This window comes from Mesorhizobium sp. CA6, assembly GCF_020165035.1.
Taxonomy (GTDB): Bacteria; Pseudomonadota; Alphaproteobacteria; order Rhizobiales; family Rhizobiaceae; genus Mesorhizobium.
Map to the genome: position 1 here is coordinate 280,028 of NZ_JAIUHI010000003.1, position 20,243 is coordinate 300,270.

Below are 20,243 nucleotides of genomic sequence, written 5' to 3' on the forward strand. Positions count from 1 at the left end.
CTCTCCGGTTATCGGCCGAGTACACCCGCCTTTGCAAGGGCTGCGATTTCGTCTTCGTTCAACCCAAAACGGCTCAATATGTCCGCAGGCTCGCGATCGGCGACGTCCGGCGCCGCGGCAAGCGTCTGCGGGTTTTGCGAGAAACGCGGCGCCGGCGCCGGGCGGTCGAGCTCGCCGGACTTCACAAAGCTTTTCCTGGCGCGGCTGTGCGGATGGTTCCTGGCTTCGACCAGGGACAGCACGGGCGCCACGCAAGCGTCGGTCACGGCGAAAAGCGTGGCCCATTCGTCGCGCGTCTTCTCCTTGATCCGGCCGGCAATGGCGGCGCGCATCGCGGGCCACGACGACTTGTCGAACTGGCTGCCGACAAAATGCCCGTCGAGCGGCAGCAGCCTGGCGAATTCGGCGAAGAAGCGCGGCTCGAGGCAGCCGACGGCAATGTGCCTTGCGTCAGCCGTCTCATATGTATCGTAGAAAGGCGCGCCGGAATCGAGCAGGTTGTCGCCGCGCCTGTCGCTCCAGAGACCCGCCGCCATGTAGGCGTGGATGGGTGCGGCGAGCATCGAGGCTCCCTCGATGATCGAGGCATCGACCACCTGGCCCGTTCCGCTGCGCGAATGCCGGAAGAGAGCGGCGAGCACGCTGGCGATCAGCATCATGGCGCCGCCGCCTTGATCCGCGACGAGGTTGAGCGGTGGCACCGGCGGCGCGTCCTGCCTGCCAATCGCATGCAAGAGGCCCGCATAGGCGAGATAGGTGATGTCGTGCCCGGCTCGCCCGGACAGCGGCCCGTCCTGTCCGAATCCGGTCAAGCGGCCATAGATCAGCGCCGGATTGCGCTGCAGAACGGCATCCGGCCCGAGGCCGAGCCGCTCCATCACGCCGGGGCGGAAGCCTTCGACAAGCAAGTCGGCCCCTGCCGCAAGGCGCAGCAGCAGGTCGGCGCCCGCCGGGCTCTTCAGGTCGAGCTTGAGGATGGAACGGCCGTGGCGGTCGAGATCGTATTGTTCGGGCAGGCTCAGAAGCGGCTGGCCGGCATCGGCGCGTTCGATGCGCAGCACCTCGGCGCCCATTTCGGACAGCATCAGGGCGGCAAGCGGCACCGGGCCAAGCCCGGCCATCTCGATCACTTTCAGGCCGGCGAGCGGCCCGGTCTTTCCGGTGGAAGCACCGGCGCCTGTCGGCGAGCCAGACATCCCCGCTTATTTCGGCGCCATGCGGATAGCGCCGTCGAGGCGGATGGTCTCGCCGTTCAGCATCTGGTTCTCGACGACGTGGAGCGCAAGCGACGCATATTCGGACGGCTCGCCGAGCCGCGGCGGGAAGGGCACGGAAGCGCCGAGCGAATCCTGCACTTCCTGCGGCATGCCGGCCATCATCGGCGTCTTGAAGATGCCGGGCGCGATGGTGCAGACGCGAATGCCGGATCGCGCCAGATCGCGGGCCACAGGCAGCGTCATGCCGACGACGCCGCCCTTGGAAGCCGCATAGGCGGCCTGCCCGATCTGGCCGTCATAGGCGGCGACGGATGCGGTGTTGACGATGACGCCGCGCTCGCCGCCGGCAAGCGGTTCGAGTTTCGCCGCCCGGTCGGCAACGAGGCGGATCATGTTGAAGGTGCCGATCAGGTTGATCTCGATCACCTTGCGATACTGGTCGAGCGGATGCGGTCCGTCCTTGCCGATCGTCTTCATGCCGATGGCAATGCCGGCGCAATTGATCAGGATGCGCGGCTGCCCAAGCTTTTCAGCCACTTCGGCGATCGCGGCCGTAGCGCGGTCGCCGCTGCCGACATCGCATTGGACGGCAACGCCGCCGATCTCGGCTGCAACTTTCGCCGCGCGCTCGATGCCCACGTCGAGGATGGCGACGCGGGCGCCCTTGGCCGCCAAGGCGCGCGCCGTCGCCTCGCCAAGGCCCGACCCGCCGCCGGTGACGATCGCGATCTGGCCGTTCGGGTTCATGCAGGCCTCCCAGGGACCGGATTATGCTACGAAGCGCGCAAAGGAGGCGCAACAGCAACAGGCGGGTCGACAGATGCCTGCCCGGTAGCGGCCGACCGCGCCAGGGCCGGGACAAGTTCCGCAACCCTCGTCATGTTGGCGTGACAGACATCGCCGGCAAAGCGGGCGACCGCCCCCGGCTTGATCTCGTGATACAGCAGCCGGTCGAGATCGACCGGGCGCGGCATGGTGATCTGTCCGCGCGGGAAGCGCTTGAAGCCAAGCGGTCCATAATATGGTTCGTCACCAACCAGAATGACGGCAGGCGCACCGGCCTTCCTGGCCGCCTCCAGCGCGATCGCGACCAGCTTGCGGCCGATGCCGAGATTCTTGTAGGCGGGGCGCACCGCAAGCGGGCCGAGCATCATAGCGCGTCCGGCGCCCGCTGCCACGCGCGTCATGCGCACCGAAGCGATGACCGTGCCGTCCTTGACGGCGACGAAGGACATCGAGCGGTCATGTCCTCCCGACTCGCGGATCTTGTAGGCGGCAAGCACGAAACGACCCGGACCGAAGGCCTCGTCGTTGATGGCTTCGATTTCAGGGTCATGCGCCGGAGTCTCCGGCAGGTATTTCACGTCGGCAAGGCTCATGGTCTTTGCGTTCCGGTATCGAGGAAGGTCTGCTGCAAAGCGGCAGCGTTCGCCAGTCAACGCTTCTTAAGCGCGGGCGCCCTTTCGTCGTCGGTCGAACCGGATCGAGGCAAAGTCGAACATGGGCGCCTCCGCTAGCATCAATTTTGGGCCGCTGCAATCGGTGCTTTCAGGCTTTCTTTGCGTCCATGACGAACTTATCCGTCCCCGGAGCGGTTGGTCATTTGACGAACTGGTTCGTCGTTTGACGAACTGTTCATCCGCTGAGGGCTTCGCCAGCGCGGTCATCAACCTAGATAATATCGAGCCGCAGGGAGATTTTTCGCATGGGATTGCTGATTGAAGGCAGATGGCAGGATCGCACGCCCAACACCGACAGCGGCGGCCGGTTCGTGCGAACGGAATCGCAATGGCGCGACTGGATCACGCGCGACGGCGCGCAAGGGCGCACGCGCGGCTTCAAGGCGGAACCTGGCCGTTATCACCTCTATGTGTCGCTCGCCTGCCCATGGGCGCATCGCACACTGATCTTTCGCGTCCTGAAGAAGCTGGAGGGCATCATCTCCGTCTCCGTGGTGCACCATTTCATGGGGGAGAACGGATGGACCTTCAAAGCTGAGGACGGCGCCACGGGCGACACGCTCTACGGCCTCGATTTTCTGCACCAGGTCTATGCCAAGGCCGATCCGGCATATTCAGGCCGCGTGACGGTGCCGGTGCTGTGGGACAAAAGGCAAGAGACCATCGTCAACAATGAGTCCTCCGAGATCATCCGCATGCTCAATTCCGCCTTCGACGAATGGGGCGACGCCGGTCTCGACTTCTATCCGGCGGCGCTACGCGCGGAGATCGACAGGATCAATGCGCTGGTCTATCCGGCAATCAACAACGGCGTCTATCGCGCCGGCTTCGCCACCACGCAGAAAGCCTATGAGGAAGCGTTCGGCGAATTGTTCTTAGCGCTTGATACGATCGAAGAGCGGCTTTCGCAGCAGCGCTTTCTGACCGGCGAACGCATCACCGAGGCCGACTGGCGGCTGTTCACGACGCTGGTTCGTTTCGATCCGGTCTATGTCGGCCACTTCAAATGCAACCTGCGCCGCATCGCCGACTATCCGAACCTGTCGAACTATTTGCGCGATCTCTATCAGGTGCCCGGCGTCGCGGGCACGGTCAGCCTGCATCACATCAAGGCGCATTATTACGGCAGCCACAGATCGATCAACCCGACGGGGATCATTCCGGCAGGGCCGGAGCTTGATTATGCCGCGCCGCATGACCGGAACAGGTTCAGGAAGGCGGCTTGATTACCAGTAAGCCGAGTTACGCTCGCCGCCAAAAATCTCCGCTATCCGCTGCAGCGTCGCCGGCGTCGTGCCCTCCGGCAGGCGGTCGAGCGGAAAGAAACCCGCTTCGGCGATCTCGTGGTCAGGCAGTTTCGGCGCCGTCTGGTAGAAGGCTTCGATCAGATAAAGGCCGACATGGTCGCGCTTGCTGGGGCGATGGTTGAAATGCATCGACTTCAGCACCGGCGGCGCAGTCAGAGCGATGTTGCCTTCCTCGGCCAGTTCGCGCGCCAGCGCTTCCTCAAGGGTCTCGCCCACCTCGACCCCGCCGCCCGGCAATTGCCAACCGGGAACATAGGTGTGGCGGATCAGGAAGACTGAGTTGGAGGCACGGTCATAGACCAGCCCGCGCACGCCAAGCGTCATCGGGCGGCGCAGCAGGAAGTAGAAATGGAACAGCCTTGCCCGCAACCCCGGCCAGCCGGTCTGGCGGAATGCCGCGTCAGGATCGGCCGGGCGGTTCATTCAACGATCCCGAAGCAGATGGGTTGCCCCACGAACATCTGCCTGGCTTTCCTTGTTTTTCGCAGGTTCTGGGCCCAAAACCGTGGGACACTTTTGCGGAACTTGCTTGGGCGAACAGCAAACGGTGAGTGGAAAGCCTCGTCGGCGTCGCTTAAGAAGGGGCCATGTTCAGGCTCGCGCATATTTCCGATGCTCATCTGGGACCGCTGCCCGATGTAACCTATCGCGACCTCGCCTCCAAGCGCGTGCTGGGCTACGTCAACTGGCAGCGCAATCGCCGCCGCCATATGCATGACTCGGTGATCGACACCATCGTCGCCGACATCAAGGCCGGCGCGCCCGATCACCTGGCCGTCACGGGCGACCTCGTCAACCTGGCGCTCGATGGCGAGATCGAGATGGCCAAGCACTGGCTGGAGACGCTTGGATCGCCAAATGACGTTTCCGTGGTCCCCGGCAATCACGACGCCTATGTGCCGGGCGCCTTCGACAAGGTCTGCCGGTCGTGGGCTCCCTGGATGACGGGCGACGGCGTCAATAGCCCGGTCGACCGCAATTCCTTTCCGTATCTGCGTGTGCGCGGCAATGTAGCGCTGATCGGGGTCACCACGGCGCGCGCCACCGCGCCCTTCATGGCCAACGGCTTCTTCATGGAAGGGCAGGCCGAGCGGCTCGCCAAGATCCTCGACGATGCCGCGGAGCAAGGGCTGTTCCGCGCCATCATGATCCACCACCCTCCGGTGCGCGGTGCCGTCCCGCAGCATAAGCGGCTGTTCGGCATCACTCGCTTTCACAAGGTCATTCGCCGTCATGGCGCTGAACTCGTCCTGCACGGGCATTCGCATCTGCCGTCACTGTTCACCATCGGCGCACGGGGCGCCAAGGTGCCCGTGGTCGGGGTTGCCGCCGCGGGCCAGGCGCCCGGCGGCAAACACCCGCCGGCGCAATACAACATCTTCGAAATCGACGGTGAAAAGGGCGACTGGCGTCTTCGCCTGATCCGGCGCGGCCTGACGGGACCAGCCCTGCCGCCTGCCGACCTGCAGGCCATCGACCTCGATGTGCCCGCCGGCACGGCGCGCCAGCTCGTCAGAAGCTGATCTTCATCTGCATGATGCGGTCCCAAAACAACGCCAGCGAAACCGCCAGGCCGACAAGGGCGCCTGCGGCGATCAGGCCGAGGCCGGCGAAGAAGGTCGTCCAGCCATTGCGGCCGCTTTCGGATCGGATGGGCGGCTCCGCTTCCTGGACCACGGGGCGATGCAGGCCGCGAACGGCGCTCTCCACGCTCCCTTCCATCATGCGCTGCCGCTCGACGACACGCTCGGCCACGTAGCGCATCACCGCATCGGCAACGGCTTTCATCTCGGTCGATTCGGCCAGCACCACGCGGCCGACGCGCGTATCCCTGAGGAAGCGATAGGTGCGGCGGTCGCGTCCCATGGCGACATGGCTCACCGCATCGATCCATAGCCGCGGCTGCAGGCCGGACGAGACGGCGAAGTCGAAGCTGTCCATGTCGGCCGGGACATCGGCAAAGACCGGGGCAAGCTCGCTCGCCAGAAGATCGAGTCGCATGCGGTGCGCCTCGCGCATGTCGACGACCACGTCATCGCGGTCGGCAAAGGCGTTCTTGACGTCGCGTACGGCATCGGCGAGCTTTCGCGACGGTTCGATCGGGGTGATTTTGTCGCCTGCATCCGTCATGGCGGCTGCCTCACTGTTGGTTAACAGCGAGTTACCACAGTCGCCGGCAAAATGCACTGCCGACGACGAACCACGCGACTGCCGCGGTCCGGCGAAAGCGGGTAAGGGACGTTTCGAGATCGGTCCGGGAGAGATCAACTCGCCGAAGCGTCCAGCGGTGGATGCAACCGTCTGCCGCGCCGCCGCACGTTGCGACGCACGATTTCGGCGATCAGGTCAGGAGCTTCCTCGACCAGCATGTGACCTGCGTCAAGGACATGATGCAGATGGAAATGCGACGGCAGCGCCTCGGCCTGCTCAATCCGCAGCAGCGGATCCTCCGCTCCCCAAACGACCATGACCGGCATGTCAAGCGTATCCAACTGCGCGCGGGGGATGATCCCTTGCCGGTCATCCCTCGTCATCGCGGCCGCCATATCGATCAGGGTCTGCAACTGGCCCGGTCGGGTGCGCATCCGGCAGAGTGCATCCACCACGTGATCAGGCGGCACGCTGCGCGGACCCGACATGGCGGCAAGGCTGGCGCGGACCTGGTTCCTGCCGGCCGCGGCGGCGTAGCGGTGCAGCAAGGCTGCGTTGATTTCCGGGCCAAAACCGCCGGGCGCCAACAGCGTAAGCGAGGCCACCCTGTCGGGGTCGGCAAGCGCCATCGATGTGGCGACCGCGCCGCCCATTGAGTGACCGACGAGATGGACCTTACCCAACCGGCGGGCGGCCAGATCGGCGAGGATGGCTCGCGCGGCTGGCTTGGCGCCGCCCAGGCCTTCGCTTTCCAGGGACTGTCCATGGCCCGGTAGATCATAGGCCAACACTCTCGCCCGCGCCGCCAGTGAGGCCGCGACGTCACGCCAGATCTCACCACAGGCTCCGAAGCCGTGCAGAAGCACGATCGTCCTCGGACGGGCGCCGCTTTCGACCGCATAAGGGAATGGACGCATGAAAAAATGGGGCGGTGAACAAGGCAGGAGCTTCAAATTGTGGCTGAATTGCTCCCGAACCGGATTGATGGCCAGTAAAATTTTCGCGACCGCAGCGCCCCGTCAGGCGCTCGATGCGTCATACTTTGGTGCTCCGGCATTCGTGTGGCCCAAATGAGTATGGAGAGTTGGATTAGCTCGGGTTGCCGATCCCGGCGGCTCGCAAGGATTGAACCAGCCGATCCGTGAGATCCGGGGGGTATTTGCGATCGACGAATGTCGCGCGCGGGTCGGCGGCGAACTTCGGGAATTCGGCGGTGAGCTCGTTGGCAAGCTCACCCGCCAGCTTGACGCGTCCCGAAATCCTGGCGCCGATCAGGCGCGCGGCCAGGTAATGCGACTTTGATGCCGTCGTGCGCAGCGACTCGCTGGCGAGCGCGGCCTTTTTCATATCGCCCTGCATGAAGGCTCCGACGAAAAGGCCATAATCCCACCAGGTTGGATGGCCGCTGAAGGCTTCGACCGCGTGGTCCAGGATCGGCGTTCCCTCATCATATTTGCCGGCGAAGATCAGGCCGTAGCCATAGGCGGCGGCCATGCCGAGGTCGTACGGGTTGAGTTCGTAAGCCTTTCGCATTAATCGGATCGCTTCGTCCGTGTTGCCGAGACGCGAGTTGAGGTAGCCAAAGGCGCGATGCGCATGCGGGCTCATCGGCCCCATCTGGACGGCGCGGTGGGCAAGCGACATGGCCTTTTCGAGCGTCGCTTCCGGTGGATAGGCATAGTGCGCGGTGACGGCTTCCACATGAAGCGCGGCCAGCTCCGCGTAGACAAGCGACGATTTGGTGCCTTCGCTGACCAGCTTCTCCAGGCAGCGATACGCAATTTCGTGCGTCTGGGCGCTCATGTCGAGATAATAGCGGTCGTCGAGCACCAGGCACCCGATCTGGCTGGTCCGGATGTCGCTCTGATCGATGTAGCTGTAGATAGCGCCGGAAGCGGGAACGGTCGAGGTGAGAAGGCTGGCGACGTTGCCTTCAACCGCGCCAGGGGCGCTCTCGGCCGATGTAAGGTTGCGCGACAGGAGAACCCGCCCGGTCGCGACGCTCTGCAACTCCACCGTGACGTCGCCGGCAGCAGGCCCGGGAACGATTTCGAAAACGAAACTGATCGGATCGGCGGACCGATCACGCGTCGAATCCGCATCGCGCCCGATGAAATCGATGGTGTCGAAACCCGCGAGCCCGGCGCGCAGCGACGACGCGACGCGAGCCGCCTCCGCTCCATCTGCTTTGACGGCGATGTAGATCAGCGGCAGGGAGTCGAATCGGGACTGGGCGGTGCCGGCCAGGCGCGCCGTTTCGGCTGTCGCGGCAGTGTCGCCGCCGTTGAGGAAGGCATTGCCTTGACGCACGATGAGCACGCCGAGCATGACAATGACCAGAGCCATGGCAGCCCAGAAGAACCGCAATTGCCGCGTGAGCGACTGGGCGGGTGCTGCCGGCGCCATCAGCGCTGCAGGTTCGCCCGCGGCAGAGGCGTCGAGATGTTCGGGTGCGGCCTGAGCGGCTTCGGCCAAAGCGTCGGACCGCTGCGCGACGGTTTTGGAGGCGGACCTGGCGTCGCCGGGCAGGCGGATCGCATTCGGCTCGTAGGACGGGACATAACCGCCGCGCGGGATTGCGATGCGCACCGGCTCGGCGACACCTTCATTGGCGAAATACTGGTCCAGGAGCTCGCGCAGACGACCGGCCTGGACCCTGACCACGGCATCGGTGGAGGCGTCGAAATCGCCGTCCTTGCCGAAGACGTCCATGGCGATGGAAACGCCTTTCAGCCTGTCCGCCTCGCCGGCCTGCTCGCGTTCAACCAGATAGCGTAATAGCCTGCGGGCACGCTCGGATCGTCCGAACGTTTCGCTGGCAAGCAGTCGCTCCAATGTCTCGCGCACTGCGGGGGCGGCAGGCGGGGCATGCTCCAAGTGTCGAACCTTTCGAAGTCGGCACAGGTTAGGGAGCGATAATATAGCGCTCGCGCCGGCGCACAAGGATGCTTCTATTATGTGATCGCGTAAGCCACCGGAAATTCCTCCGGCGGTTAACGAATGGCAGATTCGCATCCGCTTCTGCAGCGTGGCGCAAGCTGGAATGCGCCAGCTCCATCGCTGAATCAGATCATCCGGCTAGAGCGGTTCACCGTTTCACGGAACGGTGAACCGCTCAATTTTTTGTTTGACCGCAATTCCGGACGGAAGGCTACGGCGAAACCGCCGAGCCTAACCGCCTCACACTTTTCCTGGAATTTGCTCTAGCCGCCGATGATCCGGTTGGCGGCCGAAACGACAGCCTCCAGCGAGGCGGCGACGATGTTGGTGTTGATGCCGGCGCCGAACAGCTTGCCGCCCGGATACTCCATCTCGACATAGGAGATCGCCGAAGCGTTGGAGCCGCGCTGCAGGGAATGCTCGGAATAGTCGAGCACCGACATGTCGACGCCGACGTGGCGCGAGAGCGCATCGACAAAGCCGTCGATCGGGCCGGTGCCCGAGCCGGTGATGGTCACTTCCTTGCCGTTGTCGAGAATATCCGCTTCGACCATGCGCCGGCCCTTCACCTCGGTATCGGGGTAAGTGCGATGGTCGAGGAACTTCAGCCGCGCGCCGGGTTGGTCGACATAGGTTTCGAGGAAGCGTTCGTGGATGCGCCTGGCCGGCACTTCCTTGCCTTCCGCATCGGTGATCGCCTGGATCGCCTGGCTGAATTCAATCTGCAGATTGCGCGGCAGGTTGAGGCCGTAATCTGCCTGCAGCACGTATGCGATGCCGCCTTTGCCGGACTGCGAGTTGATGCGGATGATCGCCTCGTAGGTGCGGCCGACATCGGCCGGATCAATCGGCAGATAGGGCACTTCCCAGATTGGGGTGTTGGCCTTCTTCAGAGCTTTCATGCCCTTGTTGATGGCGTCCTGGTGCGAGCCGGAGAAAGCCGTGTAGACCAGCTCGCCGACATAAGGGTGACGTTCCGGGATCTTCAGCTGGTTCGAATATTCGTAGACGTCCTTCATCCGGTTGATGTCGGAGCAGTCGAGCTCCGGATCGACGCCCTGGGTGAACATGTTGAGCGCCAGCGTGACGATATCGACATTGCCGGTGCGTTCGCCATTGCCGAACAGCGTGCCTTCGACGCGGTCGGCGCCAGCCATCAGGCCGAGCTCGGTGGTGGCGATGCCGGTGCCGCGGTCGTTGTGCGGATGCAGCGAGACGATCAGGTTCTCTCTGGCGTCGAGGTTGCGGCACATCCATTCGATGCGGTCGGCATAGACGTTGGGCGTCGACATCTCGACCGTCGACGGCAGGTTGATGATCAGCTTGTTGTCGGCTGTCGGCATCACGATCTCGGTGACGGCGTTGCAGATCTCCAGCGCGACTTCGAGCTCGGTGCCGGTGAAGCTCTCCGGTGAATACTCGAAGCGGTAGCCGCCGCCGGCCTTGGCGGCCATGTCGGTGATCATCTTGGCGGCGTCGGTGGCGATGCGCTTGATGCCGGCGACATCCTTCTCGAACACGACGCGGCGCTGCAGCTCGCTGGTCGAATTGTAGAAATGCACGATCGGGCGGTGCGCGCCCTTCAGCGCCTCGAAGGTCCGCGTGATCAGCTCGGGCCGGCACTGCACCAGCACCTGGAGTGAGACGTCGGCGGGGACGCCGCCTTCCTCGATGCACCAGCGGGCAAAGTCGAAATCGGTCTGCGAGGCCGAGGGGAAGCCGATCTCGATCTCCTTGAAGCCCATGTCGAGGAGCAGCGCGAACATGCGCGCCTTGCGCTCATGACCCATCGGGTCGATCAGCGCCTGGTTGCCGTCGCGCAGGTCGACCGAGCACCAGATCGGCGCCTTGTCGATGGTCTTGTTCGGCCAGGTGCGGTCGGTCAGGCCGACCGTCGGGTAGGATTGGTATTTGCGTGCCGCATCCGGCATGTGGCCGGCCGCGCGCTTCCCGGCTTCAGCCTCGCCGGCGCGGATTTCTTCTCGTGCGTTCATCGTCGTTTCTCCCGGCAGCCCGCATGCCCGCTTCAGGCGGATGGGTGGCGAGCGTCGCCTCTACCAAAAATTCGTTCGCTTGATGTGACTTTGCCAAAGTCTGGCCAAGGAGCATGCGCCTTGAGCGGCGGTTTCGACCGCCGGGCGCTCCTTCAGCGAACCCGGCGATCGCCGATAAGGCCGAGAAGAAGCAGGGTCGAGGCGAGCGCGCGCGCGGTCTCGCCGGCAAAGCCGGTGCGAGAGGAGGCGACGGAGCGGACGCGCGTGGTCATGCCGGCTCTCTTACAGGAGCGGCCCGTCGGAGGCAAGCGGGACGCGTGAATGAACGCCCTTGCCTAATATCGCCGCCGGTGCGGACAGTCTTCCCCGCGCCTCGCAAATGCGCCAGACTTGGTTTCGAAGGCTTGGCACCGAGCGAAGCTCCGGGGAGGGGTTCGTCCATGAATTTCGTGTTCTTCTCGCCGCATTTCCCGGCCAACGGCACCGATTTTTGCGACCGGCTGAAAAAGGCGGGCGCCACCGTGCTCGGCATCGGCGATGCGCCTTACGAAACCTTGAACGCCAAGCTCAAGGCGGCGCTTTCGGAATATTACCGCATCGCCGACATGGAAGATTACGACGCCGTTTTGCGGGCGATGGGGCACTTCATCCACAAATGGGGCCGCATCGATCGCTTCGAGTCGCTCAACGAGCATTGGCTCGAACTCGAAGCCAACATCCGCACCGATTTCAATATCTACGGCACCAAGCTCGATTTCGTGAAGAACTTGAAGCGGAAGAGCCGCATGCGCGCCTTCTTCCGCAAGAGCGGCGTCGAGACCATCCCGCAGCGCAAATGCTCCGACCGTGCCGGCGCCATGACCTTCATCCGCCGCGTCGGCTTTCCGGTGGTGGTCAAGCCGGATTCGGGCTCCGGGGCTTCCAACACTTTCAAGATCTCCAACGCCAAGGAGCTCGACCAGTTCTTCAAGGACAAGCCGGAGGGTGTCACCTTCGTCATGGAGCAGTTCATCGAGGGGCTGGTCGTGACCTTCGACGGGCTAGTCAACCGCGACGGCGAGGTGGTGCTGGCGGCCAGCCACCGTTACGACCAGAGCATCATGGAGGCGGTCAACAAGGATCGCCATATGAGCTACACCTGCTTTCCCGAGATCAGCCCGGAAGTCGAGGAGGCGGGCCGCAAGATCCTCAAGGCGTTCGACGTACGTGAGCGCTTCTTCCATATCGAGCTGTTCGAAACCAGCGACAAGCGCGTCATCGCGCTCGAGGTCAACATGCGGCCGCCCGGCGCCTGGATGACGGACGCCATCAACTACACATTCGACATCGACGTCTATGCCGCCTGGGCCGACATGGTGGTCAAGGATGCCGCCGGCGGCCCTTACAAGGGCAAGTATTTCACCGCCTATGCCAGCCGCAAACGCCACATCGACTATTTGCACAGCCATGCGGACGTGCTAGCCGCCCACGGCGACAAGATCGTCCATCATCAGGCCATCGAAGAGGTCTTCAGCCGCGCCATGGGCAATTACGCCTACCAGATGCGTTCGAAGGATCCGAAGGCGCTGCGCCAGGCGGTCGACTACATCCACGCGGAAAAGGCCTGAGCCGATGGACGTCTCCTATCACAAGGGTCATGCCCGCAATCTCGGCCGCGACATGGAATACAAGCGCTACGGCCATGCCGGGCGGCCGGTGGTGGTGTTCCCGACCTCGCAAGGGCGGTTCTACCAGCTCGAGGATTCGGGCGGGGTCGGCGCGCTTGCCGACTTCATCGACACCGGCCGCATCCAGCTCTTCACGCTCGACGGCGTAGATTCGGAATCCTTCTTCGACAAGCGTGCCGACCCGGCGCAACGCATCGCCCGCCACGAAGCCTATTTCCGCTATGTGCGCGAAGAAGCGCTGCCGGAATTGCAGGCGGTTGCCGCCAAGTCCAACGGTGGCCGCGTTTTGAAGCCGCTGTTTTGCGGCTGCTCGATGGGCGGCTATCACTCATCCAATTTCGTGTTCCGCTTCCCGGAGCTGGCGAGCGGGGTGATCTCGCTGTCCGGCGTCTATTCGGCCCGCGATTTCTTCGGCCGGGTGCTTGAAGGCAACATCTATTTCAATTCGCCGCTCGACTATCTGCCCGGCATCGTCGACCAGAAGCTGCTCGGGCGGCTCAGGGCGCTCAGGCTGATCTTCTGCTGCGGCCAAGGCGCCTGGGAAGAGCGCATGCTGGTCGAAACGCGCGAGCTGGAACAGGTGCTGCGCGACAAATCGATCCCGGCCTGGGTCGACTATTGGGGTGGCGACGTCAGCCATGACTGGCCGTGGTGGCATAAGCAGCTCGTCTATTTCTTCGGCCGTTGGCTGGATGACGACCTCATGCACAGGTTGGACTGAGGTGCGTTGATATTCAGGTGAGGCCGGCCTGCAAATGGCGGTTTCCTGCGCTTCCGGTGCTCACGTACATGAAGTACGCTCCGCTCCGGTTCTCGGAAGCCACCATTTTCGTCTCGGCCTGACCTGAATCTCAACACACCTCAAAATGTACAGACCAATGACCACACCCGATCCGATCCGTCGCTTTGTCGAAGCAACCAACGCAGCCGATACCGAAGCCTTTCTGGCCACATTCACAGACGATGCTTTCCTCAGCGACTGGGGTCGCGATTTCCGTGGCCGCGATAGCGTCGCGCGGTGGAACCAGTCGGACAATATCGGCGTGCAGTCCAACTTTCGCATCGTTCGCATCGCGGAGCGCGACGGCGTCTACCATGCCCGCGTCGCCGTGACCGGCAACGGCTTCAACGGCGAGGGCGACATGGCCTTCACGCTCAACGGCGACCGGATCGCGAGCCTGGTCATCAGCTGAAGAACGGATGCGTCGCGACCTTCGTGCGGCATCGTCCAAAAATATGACCATTGTAATCATGTTTTTGTGGCAATGCCGCCGGCGCTGTGGCATGCCGGCGCTTGGCGATATCGGGCTTCGGCCGATCTCGTCGATATCGGAAGGCCCGGCGATGAAGCTCTTGAGCGCGCAAACCCGTATCCAAAACGACAACATCCGCGCGGTGATGGACAGGCTGCGCGCCGAGCACGGCGATTATGAAAGCGACACCGGCGTTGCCGGCCAATGGGAATTCCGTATGCATTACGGCACGTTGAATGCCTCATTCGACGACCGCGGCGTGCTGGTCCGTGTCGCGGCGGAGGACGAGACCTGCCTCTCCTACATGAAGATGATCTTCGCCGGCCACATCGCCGCGCATCTCAGCACCACCGAAGGCCTGCGCTGGCAAGGAGACGGCAAGGATGCCGGCACGCCGATATTCTTCCGCGAGATATCGGTCCTGTCCTCGAGGCGGTTGTCGCCGCATATGCAACGCGTGCGCTTCTGCGGCCGCGACCTCGGACGCTTCGCCCATGGCGGATTTCATGTTCGGCTTCTGCTGCCGCCGGCCGGACGGCAGGCGGTTTGGCCGACCATGGGCGCGGACGGCCTGATCGTCTGGCCGTCGGGCGAGGATGCGCTCACCATCCGCGTCTACACGATCCGCGCGCTGGACGTGGCCGAGGGTTGGCTCGACATCGATTTCGTGCTGCATCCCGGCGCCGAGACGCCGGCTGCGAGTTTCGCGCAGAATGCGAGAGCCGGGGACATCATCGGCATGATCGGCCCCGGCGGCGGCGATGTGCCCGAGGCATCAAACCTGCTTCTTCTGGGCGACGATACCGCGCTTCCGGCGATCGGCCGGATGCTGGAAGAGCTTGCGCCGTCCGTCCGTGCCGAGGCCTTCATCGAGGTTGACGGTCCGCAAGACCGGGTGATGCTGGCGGCGGGCGAGAACATCGCTGTCCATTGGCTTTATCGGCATGGCCGCGAAGCAGGCCGGGCCGGCCTGCTGCCGGAAGCGCTGCGCGAGCGCGGCCGCGGGGCCGACGATCTCTTTGTCTGGGCCGGATGCGAGTTCGCCGACTTCCGCGACATCCGCCGGACCGTGCGCAAGGAATGGGCCCTGTCGCGCAACCGGCATCTTGTCACCGCCTATTGGCGCCGCGGCGCGTCGGGCGGAGACGGTGCCGGCGAGGAATAGTTCAATCTTTCAGTTGCGATCGCTGACCATGGCGATGGCCGGCACCGCCAGCAGCGCGACGACGCCCGCGCCGCCGAACAGTGCGCCATAGCCCAGATGCTGCGCCGCATAGCCGGCCAGGATGCCGCCCGCCATGCTGACCAAGGCATCCATGCACTGGAAAAGCGTGAAATCGACCCCTGCCTGCTTCGGATCCGACCAGCGCATGAACTGCGCATAGAGCGCCACGAAGCCGAGCGCCATGATGCCCGAGGAACTCAGCGTCGCGACGGCCGCCAGCGGGCCTGCCGGGAAAACGCCGGAAAGCGCGAAGGCCGCGAGGATGAACAGCGATCCGGCCTGCAGCATAAGCGCGAGCACAAGCACGCTGCGCGTGCCCAGCCATCGGACAAGAGCGCCGCCGGCAAGGGCGGCCGCGCCGCCGAGAACCATGCTGCCGACACCGTTGACCAGGCCGATCGTGGAAAGGCTGAGTCCGGCATCGACCAGAAACGGGCCGAGCATGGTCAGCGCCGCCTTCTGCGCCAGAACGTAGATCGCCGACGCCGCCAGACCGCGGCGTATCTGCGGGCGCCGCAGCGCCGTGCCGAGCGCGGGCACGTGTTCGCGTACTTCCTCGCGCGATCGGCCGGCGATGCCGAGCAGGAAAGGCAGTCCGAGCAGCACCAGCAGCGAGGCCATCGCCGACACCGCCACGCGCCAGCCGTGGATTTCGACCAGATAGAGCAAGAGACCGGCGCCGATCGCCGAGCCGAGATAGGCGCCGCCGACCTGGGCGGCATTGCCCCAGCCGAGATTTTTGCCGGCAAGGTTCTGCACCGCAAAGCCATCGCAGGCGATGTCGACCGTCGAGGCGGCAAAGGCGACCACCGTCAGGCAGGCGACGACCGGCCAGAAGGTGGCGGGACCGAGCTGGGCGATGGCCAGCAGTCCGGCGATGGAGATGAGGCCGCCGATGAGGACGATCGCGCCGGTGCGGTTCCTGCCCGCTGGCGGAAGCCGGTAGCGCTCCACCGCCGGCGACCACAGGAACTTCAGCGCCCATGGCATGGCGATCAGGGTGAGCAGGCCGATGCGGTCGAGCGGCAGGCCCTGGTCGCGCATCACGGCCGGGAGACCCGTCCAGGTGATGCCGCCGATCACGCTCTGCGCCACATAGAGGCCGCCGATCGCAGCGACGATGGCCGCCGGCGACGAGGCGGCCCGGTTCGAGACGGAGACCGACATCAGAAGCGATAGCGCAGGCTGCCGAACAGCGAGCGGCCCTCGTCGCGGTAGCAATAGCCGGCCGAGCAAATTGCCTGCTGGTTGTCGAACAGGTTCTTGGCGTTGATCTGCAGCTTCACGCCTTCGAGCCTCGGGTTGCGATAGCCGAAATCATAGGACAGCGAGGCATCGACGAAGGCGCGCGCGTCGTTCTTGAAAGTATTGGTGTCGTCGCCGTAGCTCGCGCCGGCGAAACGCACGCCAGCGCCGAGTCCAAGCCCTTCAAGCGTGCCGTTCTCGAACTGGTAATGGCCCCAGAGCGACAGGATGTGGTTCGGCGTCGCCGACAGTTCCTTGCCGTCGGTGCCTTCGGCGCCGCGTTCGATCTTCACCCGCAGATAGGTGTAGGAGGCGATGACGCTGAAGCCGTTATCGAGCGAGGCATTGGCTTCCAGCTCGACGCCGCGCGAGTTGAGGTCGAGCTGGCGCTGCTTGTTGATGCCGGTGGACGCGTCGAAGACGACGCCGTCCCTCTGGTCGATGTCGAACAGCGCGGCGCTGACGGTCGCGTTGTGATCGGGGATCTCGTATTTGACGCCGATCTCCTTCTGCGTGGCGATGGTCGGGCGGGCGACGCGGCTGACGGAACTCGAGACGTCGTCATAGACGAAGCCGATGTTGGGAGAGAACGAGGTCGGATAGTTGACGTAGGGGATGATGCCCCATTCGGTCCGGTAGGACAGGCCGACGCGGCCGGAGAAGGCGCTGTCGGTCTGCTTCGACTGACTGAAATCCGCCGCGGTGGAGGTGGTGTCGACCCAGTCGTAGCGGCCGCTGGTGAACAGGGTGAAATCGTTCCACTCCATCTGGTCGTGCAGGTAGACGCCGAGTTGGTTCATCTCCTGCCCGCCGGAATGGGGGACGGGGGCAGCCTTGATATCCTCGACCGAGACATAGGAGAGCCCGCTGCCGGCGTCATAGTCCGACCAGGCATAGTCGATGCCGGCAATCACGGTGTGCCGCACCGGACCCGTGTCGAATTCGAGCTGCGCCATGTTGTCGACGACGAAGTTCTTCATCGTCTCGGTGTAGTGGCCCCAGTAGCGCTCAAGCGGCTGATCGGCGCCGATCGAGTAATGGCCGCTATATTCGATGTTCGAGTCAACGGCGTTGTAGCGCAGGTTCTGGCGCACGGTCAGCCAGTCGGTGAAGCGGTGCTCGAACTCGTAGCCGATGCGCCCCTGATCTTGGGTGAAATCATTCCAGGACGTATCGCCTTCATAGACGTTCGACAGCACGCCATAGGCGGAGTTGTAGAAGGCCGCGGTGCCGCCGGTGACGGACTTCGAATATTCGCCGAGGATGGTGAGCTTGGTGTCCTCGTCCGGCTTGAAAGTGACAGCCGGCCCCAAATAGAGTTTGTCGTCGGGATAGTCGGGCAGGCCGGTCTCGCTCAGACGGCCGAGACTGGTGAAGCGATAGAGGATGCTGCCGTCGTCATTGACCGGCCCGGAAGTATCGAGCGCCGCCTGGAAGCGGTTGTGCTCGCCGGCCAGCAACTCGATCTCATGGAACGGCTCGTCCTTGGGGCGCTTGGTGACGACATTGACGATGCCGCCCGGACCGCTGACGCCGTAAAGCGAGGAGGCCGGTCCCTTCAGGATGGTGACGCCCTCGATGCCGTAAGGTTCTGTCTTGAACCAGGCGGAAGGGCCATTGTACTGGCGCAGCCCGTCGCGGAACATGCCGTTGTAGAAGGCCTGGAAGCCTCGCAGGAAGAAGGCGTCGTAGCGCGTGTCGAAACCGAAGCTGTTTGGATTGGCGCTGGCCGTGTAGCCCAGCGCGTCGTTCAGTGTACGCGGCTTCTGGTCCTCGATCTGCTTCTGCGTGACGACCGAGACCGCCTGCGGGATCCTGGCGATAGGCGTGTCGGTCTTGGTGCCGATGCGGTCCTTCTTCGCGACGTAGCCGTCCTGCTTCAGGATCTCGTTGCTCTCGGCGGTCACCTCGATCCTGTCGAGAACGGTGGCGTCGCCGCCTTCCTGGGCAATTGTCGGCCAGGCATGGCCGAGGATGGCGCTGCCTGCCAGCAATGATAATCCCCGGCGCCACGTCCTCGACCGCTTCGGCATTAACTTGTCTCCAATTCTCATGTTTTGGTTGCGCTTCCGCGCTCTCAAATATGAGTAAGAGAGTCAAGTATTTTTTTGATACCTCGCCGGACTTGACGGCGTCACATGGCGTCAGCCTTCCTGGCAGGCCGGGACAGGCGCGACGTCTTGTTCCGACGCCGATCCGCGACGCAGGCCGAGGAAGACGACGATGGCGGTGAGCACGGTGATCGTCGCCAACACGATGAGCAGCCGGTCGAAAGCCGTCTCATAGGCTTGGACCAGGGCACTGGCGTCGGCCAAGTGCAGATGTTGTACCGTTTCGCTGATATTGCCGGTTGCCAGTAGCGGTGCCGCCGCGGCCGCTTCGGCAGGCGAGGCCAATCCTTGAGCGCCAAGCTGCGTGGCCGTGAAACCGGACAAGGCCGCCATGACGATAGCCAGGGCCACGCCCTCGCTGGCGACGCGGGTGGTGTTGAATATGCCGGCCGCCATGCCGGCGCGTTCCTTTGGCACGAAGCTGACGGCAAGTCCGTCCATCAGTCCCCAGGGCAAGGCGATGCCGATGCCGATCAAGACCAGCGGGAGCAGCAGCGCGTTGTCCGCCACGGGCACGCAACTGAGCCAGACCAGGCCGGCCGCGGCGACGAGGAGGCCCACACCGCAGATGGTGGCCGGGGCGATCCGGCGTGCCGCCTGGCCGGCCAGCAGCGGCAAGATCAGCAGCGGCCCGGACAGGCAGATCATCAATTGCCCCGCCTTGATCTCGCTCATCCCCTCGATGCCGACGAAGCGGATCGGTAGGAGCACGAGCAGGACGACGAAGGCATAGGCAGGGGCGGCGGCCAGGAACTGCACGCCGACGAAACGCGGAAAGCGGAACAGCGTCAGGTCCAGCATCGGCCGGCGCACCCGCCGCTCGACAATGACGAAGGCCGCAAAGCCGATGGCTGCCACGCCGAGAAGGGCGATAACGAAGGGATCAGCCCAACCGCTCTGCGGCGCCTGCAGCACGCCGCAGGTCAGCGCGGCAAGCGCGATGGTGAAGGTGGCGGCTCCCGCCCAGTCGAGCCCGGTTGCGTCCGGGTCGCGCGATTCGGCGACGGTGCGCAGGCCGAGCGCGGCGGCGGCAACGCCAAGCACCGCCACCAGAAGAAAGATCGCGCGCCAGCCGAACGCGTCGATGAGCAGGCCGGAGGCAACAGGGCCGAAGGCAAGGCCGATGCCGAAGCTGGTGCCGAGGAAGCTGAAGGCGCGCAAACGCGATTGCCCGTCGAATTCCTGGGCAAGCGCGGAGGCGCCGCCGGCGAAGGCGGCAGCGCCGCCTATGCCTTGGAGGGCCCTGAACAGGTCGAACCAGACGATGTCTGGCGCCAGCATGCAGCCCAGCGCGGCAAGCACATAGGCGGCGAGGCCGGCGAGGAAGATCCGCTTGCGGCCATGGGAGTCGGCCAGCGCTCCGGCCGCCATCAGGCCGGCGCCGAGGTCAGCATGAAGGCATTGGTCACCCAATTGAGCTCGATCGGACTGCCGCCGAGCTCGGCGGCAATGCGGGACAACGCTACGGCGGGACCGGTGAAACTCAACGGCATCGTCATGGCGGCAAGGCAAACCGACAGCAGCACGAGCCATCTGCCGGCCGGGCCGGTTCTGGTCATCAAAGTCATGGATTTTCCTATCCGAGGCAGGATTTGCCGGCATGTCCTGACTGGCACAGCCGATCGCAACGACAAGATAGGGCGGCGACGTTTCCGGCAAAATAGTATTAAATC

General features: G+C 64.2%; 16 protein-coding genes and 1 pseudogene. 6 read left to right on the plus strand and 11 right to left on the minus strand.

What is annotated here, in order from left to right; translation table 11 throughout:
* Positions 1 to 8: 8 nt before the first annotated feature.
* The 3 genes from LB526_RS05775 to LB526_RS05785 are packed head-to-tail and all read right to left on the minus strand — an operon-like array spanning position 9 to position 2,596.
* The gene (locus LB526_RS05775; protein ID WP_224626750.1) at positions 9 to 1,196 is read right to left on the minus strand and encodes a CaiB/BaiF CoA transferase family protein; all 1,188 of its coding nucleotides are present in this window, start codon (positions 1,194 to 1,196) and stop codon (positions 9 to 11) included.
* Between the two features lie 6 nt (positions 1,197 to 1,202).
* Positions 1,203 to 1,964 carry a 3-hydroxyacyl-CoA dehydrogenase gene (locus LB526_RS05780; RefSeq protein WP_224603597.1) on the minus strand — a complete coding sequence of 254 codons (762 nt, stop codon included), beginning with the start codon at positions 1,962 to 1,964 and terminating at the stop codon, positions 1,203 to 1,205.
* Positions 1,965 to 1,990: 26 nt separating this feature from the next.
* On the minus strand, positions 1,991 to 2,596 hold the full coding sequence (locus LB526_RS05785; RefSeq protein WP_224626753.1) for a GNAT family N-acetyltransferase: 606 nt from the start codon (positions 2,594 to 2,596) through the stop codon (positions 1,991 to 1,993).
* A gap of 326 nt (positions 2,597 to 2,922) precedes the next feature.
* On the opposite strand from LB526_RS05785, the gene LB526_RS05790 reads away from it, so the two are divergent.
* Positions 2,923 to 3,903 carry a glutathione S-transferase family protein gene (locus LB526_RS05790; RefSeq protein ID WP_224626755.1) on the plus strand — a complete coding sequence of 327 codons (981 nt, stop codon included), beginning with the start codon at positions 2,923 to 2,925 and terminating at the stop codon, positions 3,901 to 3,903.
* On the opposite strand, the gene LB526_RS05795 is transcribed toward LB526_RS05790, so the two are convergent.
* Positions 3,904 to 4,407, minus strand: a complete 504-nt coding sequence (locus LB526_RS05795; protein WP_095766444.1) for an NUDIX domain-containing protein — start codon at positions 4,405 to 4,407, stop codon at positions 3,904 to 3,906.
* Between the two features lie 164 nt (positions 4,408 to 4,571).
* On the opposite strand from LB526_RS05795, the gene LB526_RS05800 reads away from it, so the two are divergent.
* A complete protein-coding gene (locus tag LB526_RS05800; RefSeq protein WP_224603604.1) occupies positions 4,572 to 5,507 on the plus strand; it encodes a metallophosphoesterase family protein in 936 nt (311 codons plus the stop codon).
* Here the strand turns inward: LB526_RS05800 and LB526_RS05805 are convergent.
* The 4 genes from LB526_RS05805 to leuA form a co-directional block, all read right to left on the minus strand.
* Positions 5,497 to 6,114 (minus strand): hypothetical protein, encoded by a 618-nt coding sequence (locus LB526_RS05805; RefSeq protein ID WP_095766446.1) that lies wholly within the window; start codon positions 6,112 to 6,114, stop codon positions 5,497 to 5,499. The genes LB526_RS05800 and LB526_RS05805 overlap by 11 nt on opposite strands.
* A 134-nt stretch (positions 6,115 to 6,248) precedes the next feature.
* On the minus strand, positions 6,249 to 7,052 hold the full coding sequence (locus tag LB526_RS05810) for an alpha/beta fold hydrolase (RefSeq protein ID WP_224626939.1): 804 nt from the start codon (positions 7,050 to 7,052) through the stop codon (positions 6,249 to 6,251).
* A gap of 172 nt (positions 7,053 to 7,224) precedes the next feature.
* Positions 7,225 to 9,012 (minus strand): tetratricopeptide repeat protein, encoded by a 1,788-nt coding sequence (locus LB526_RS05815; protein ID WP_224626758.1) that lies wholly within the window; start codon positions 9,010 to 9,012, stop codon positions 7,225 to 7,227.
* A gap of 326 nt (positions 9,013 to 9,338) precedes the next feature.
* Positions 9,339 to 11,069: a 2-isopropylmalate synthase gene (gene leuA / locus LB526_RS05820; protein WP_224626760.1), complete on the minus strand. Its 1,731-nt coding sequence runs from the start codon at positions 11,067 to 11,069 to the stop codon at positions 9,339 to 9,341.
* A gap of 440 nt (positions 11,070 to 11,509) precedes the next feature.
* Between leuA and LB526_RS05825 the strand changes: the two genes are divergently transcribed.
* The 4 genes from LB526_RS05825 (at position 11,510) to LB526_RS05840 (ending at position 15,154) form a co-directional block, all read left to right on the plus strand.
* Positions 11,510 to 12,676, plus strand: coding sequence for an ATP-grasp domain-containing protein (locus tag LB526_RS05825; RefSeq protein WP_224626762.1), 1,167 nt, complete (start codon positions 11,510 to 11,512; stop codon positions 12,674 to 12,676).
* 4 nt (positions 12,677 to 12,680) lie between these two features.
* Positions 12,681 to 13,457 (plus strand): esterase family protein, encoded by a 777-nt coding sequence (locus tag LB526_RS05830; protein ID WP_224626763.1) that lies wholly within the window; start codon positions 12,681 to 12,683, stop codon positions 13,455 to 13,457.
* A 157-nt stretch (positions 13,458 to 13,614) separates the two neighbouring features.
* Positions 13,615 to 13,929, plus strand: a complete 315-nt coding sequence (locus tag LB526_RS05835; protein ID WP_224626764.1) for a nuclear transport factor 2 family protein — start codon at positions 13,615 to 13,617, stop codon at positions 13,927 to 13,929.
* A gap of 91 nt (positions 13,930 to 14,020) precedes the next feature.
* On the plus strand, positions 14,021 to 15,154 hold the full coding sequence (locus tag LB526_RS05840) for a siderophore-interacting protein (RefSeq protein WP_224626765.1): 1,134 nt from the start codon (positions 14,021 to 14,023) through the stop codon (positions 15,152 to 15,154).
* Positions 15,155 to 15,163: 9 nt separating this feature from the next.
* Here LB526_RS05840 and LB526_RS05845 read toward each other — a convergent pair whose 3' ends face one another.
* From LB526_RS05845 to LB526_RS05855, 3 genes and pseudogenes are all read right to left on the minus strand, one after another.
* Positions 15,164 to 16,381, minus strand: a complete 1,218-nt coding sequence (locus tag LB526_RS05845) for an MFS transporter (protein WP_224626766.1) — start codon at positions 16,379 to 16,381, stop codon at positions 15,164 to 15,166.
* Positions 16,381 to 18,453 carry a TonB-dependent siderophore receptor gene (locus LB526_RS05850; RefSeq protein ID WP_263483114.1) on the minus strand — a complete coding sequence of 691 codons (2,073 nt, stop codon included), beginning with the start codon at positions 18,451 to 18,453 and terminating at the stop codon, positions 16,381 to 16,383. The genes LB526_RS05845 and LB526_RS05850 overlap by 1 nt, the downstream gene beginning before the upstream one ends.
* A 150-nt stretch (positions 18,454 to 18,603) precedes the next feature.
* Positions 18,604 to 20,138: pseudogene (locus tag LB526_RS05855) on the minus strand (MFS transporter).
* Between the last annotated feature and the right edge of the window lie 105 nt (positions 20,139 to 20,243).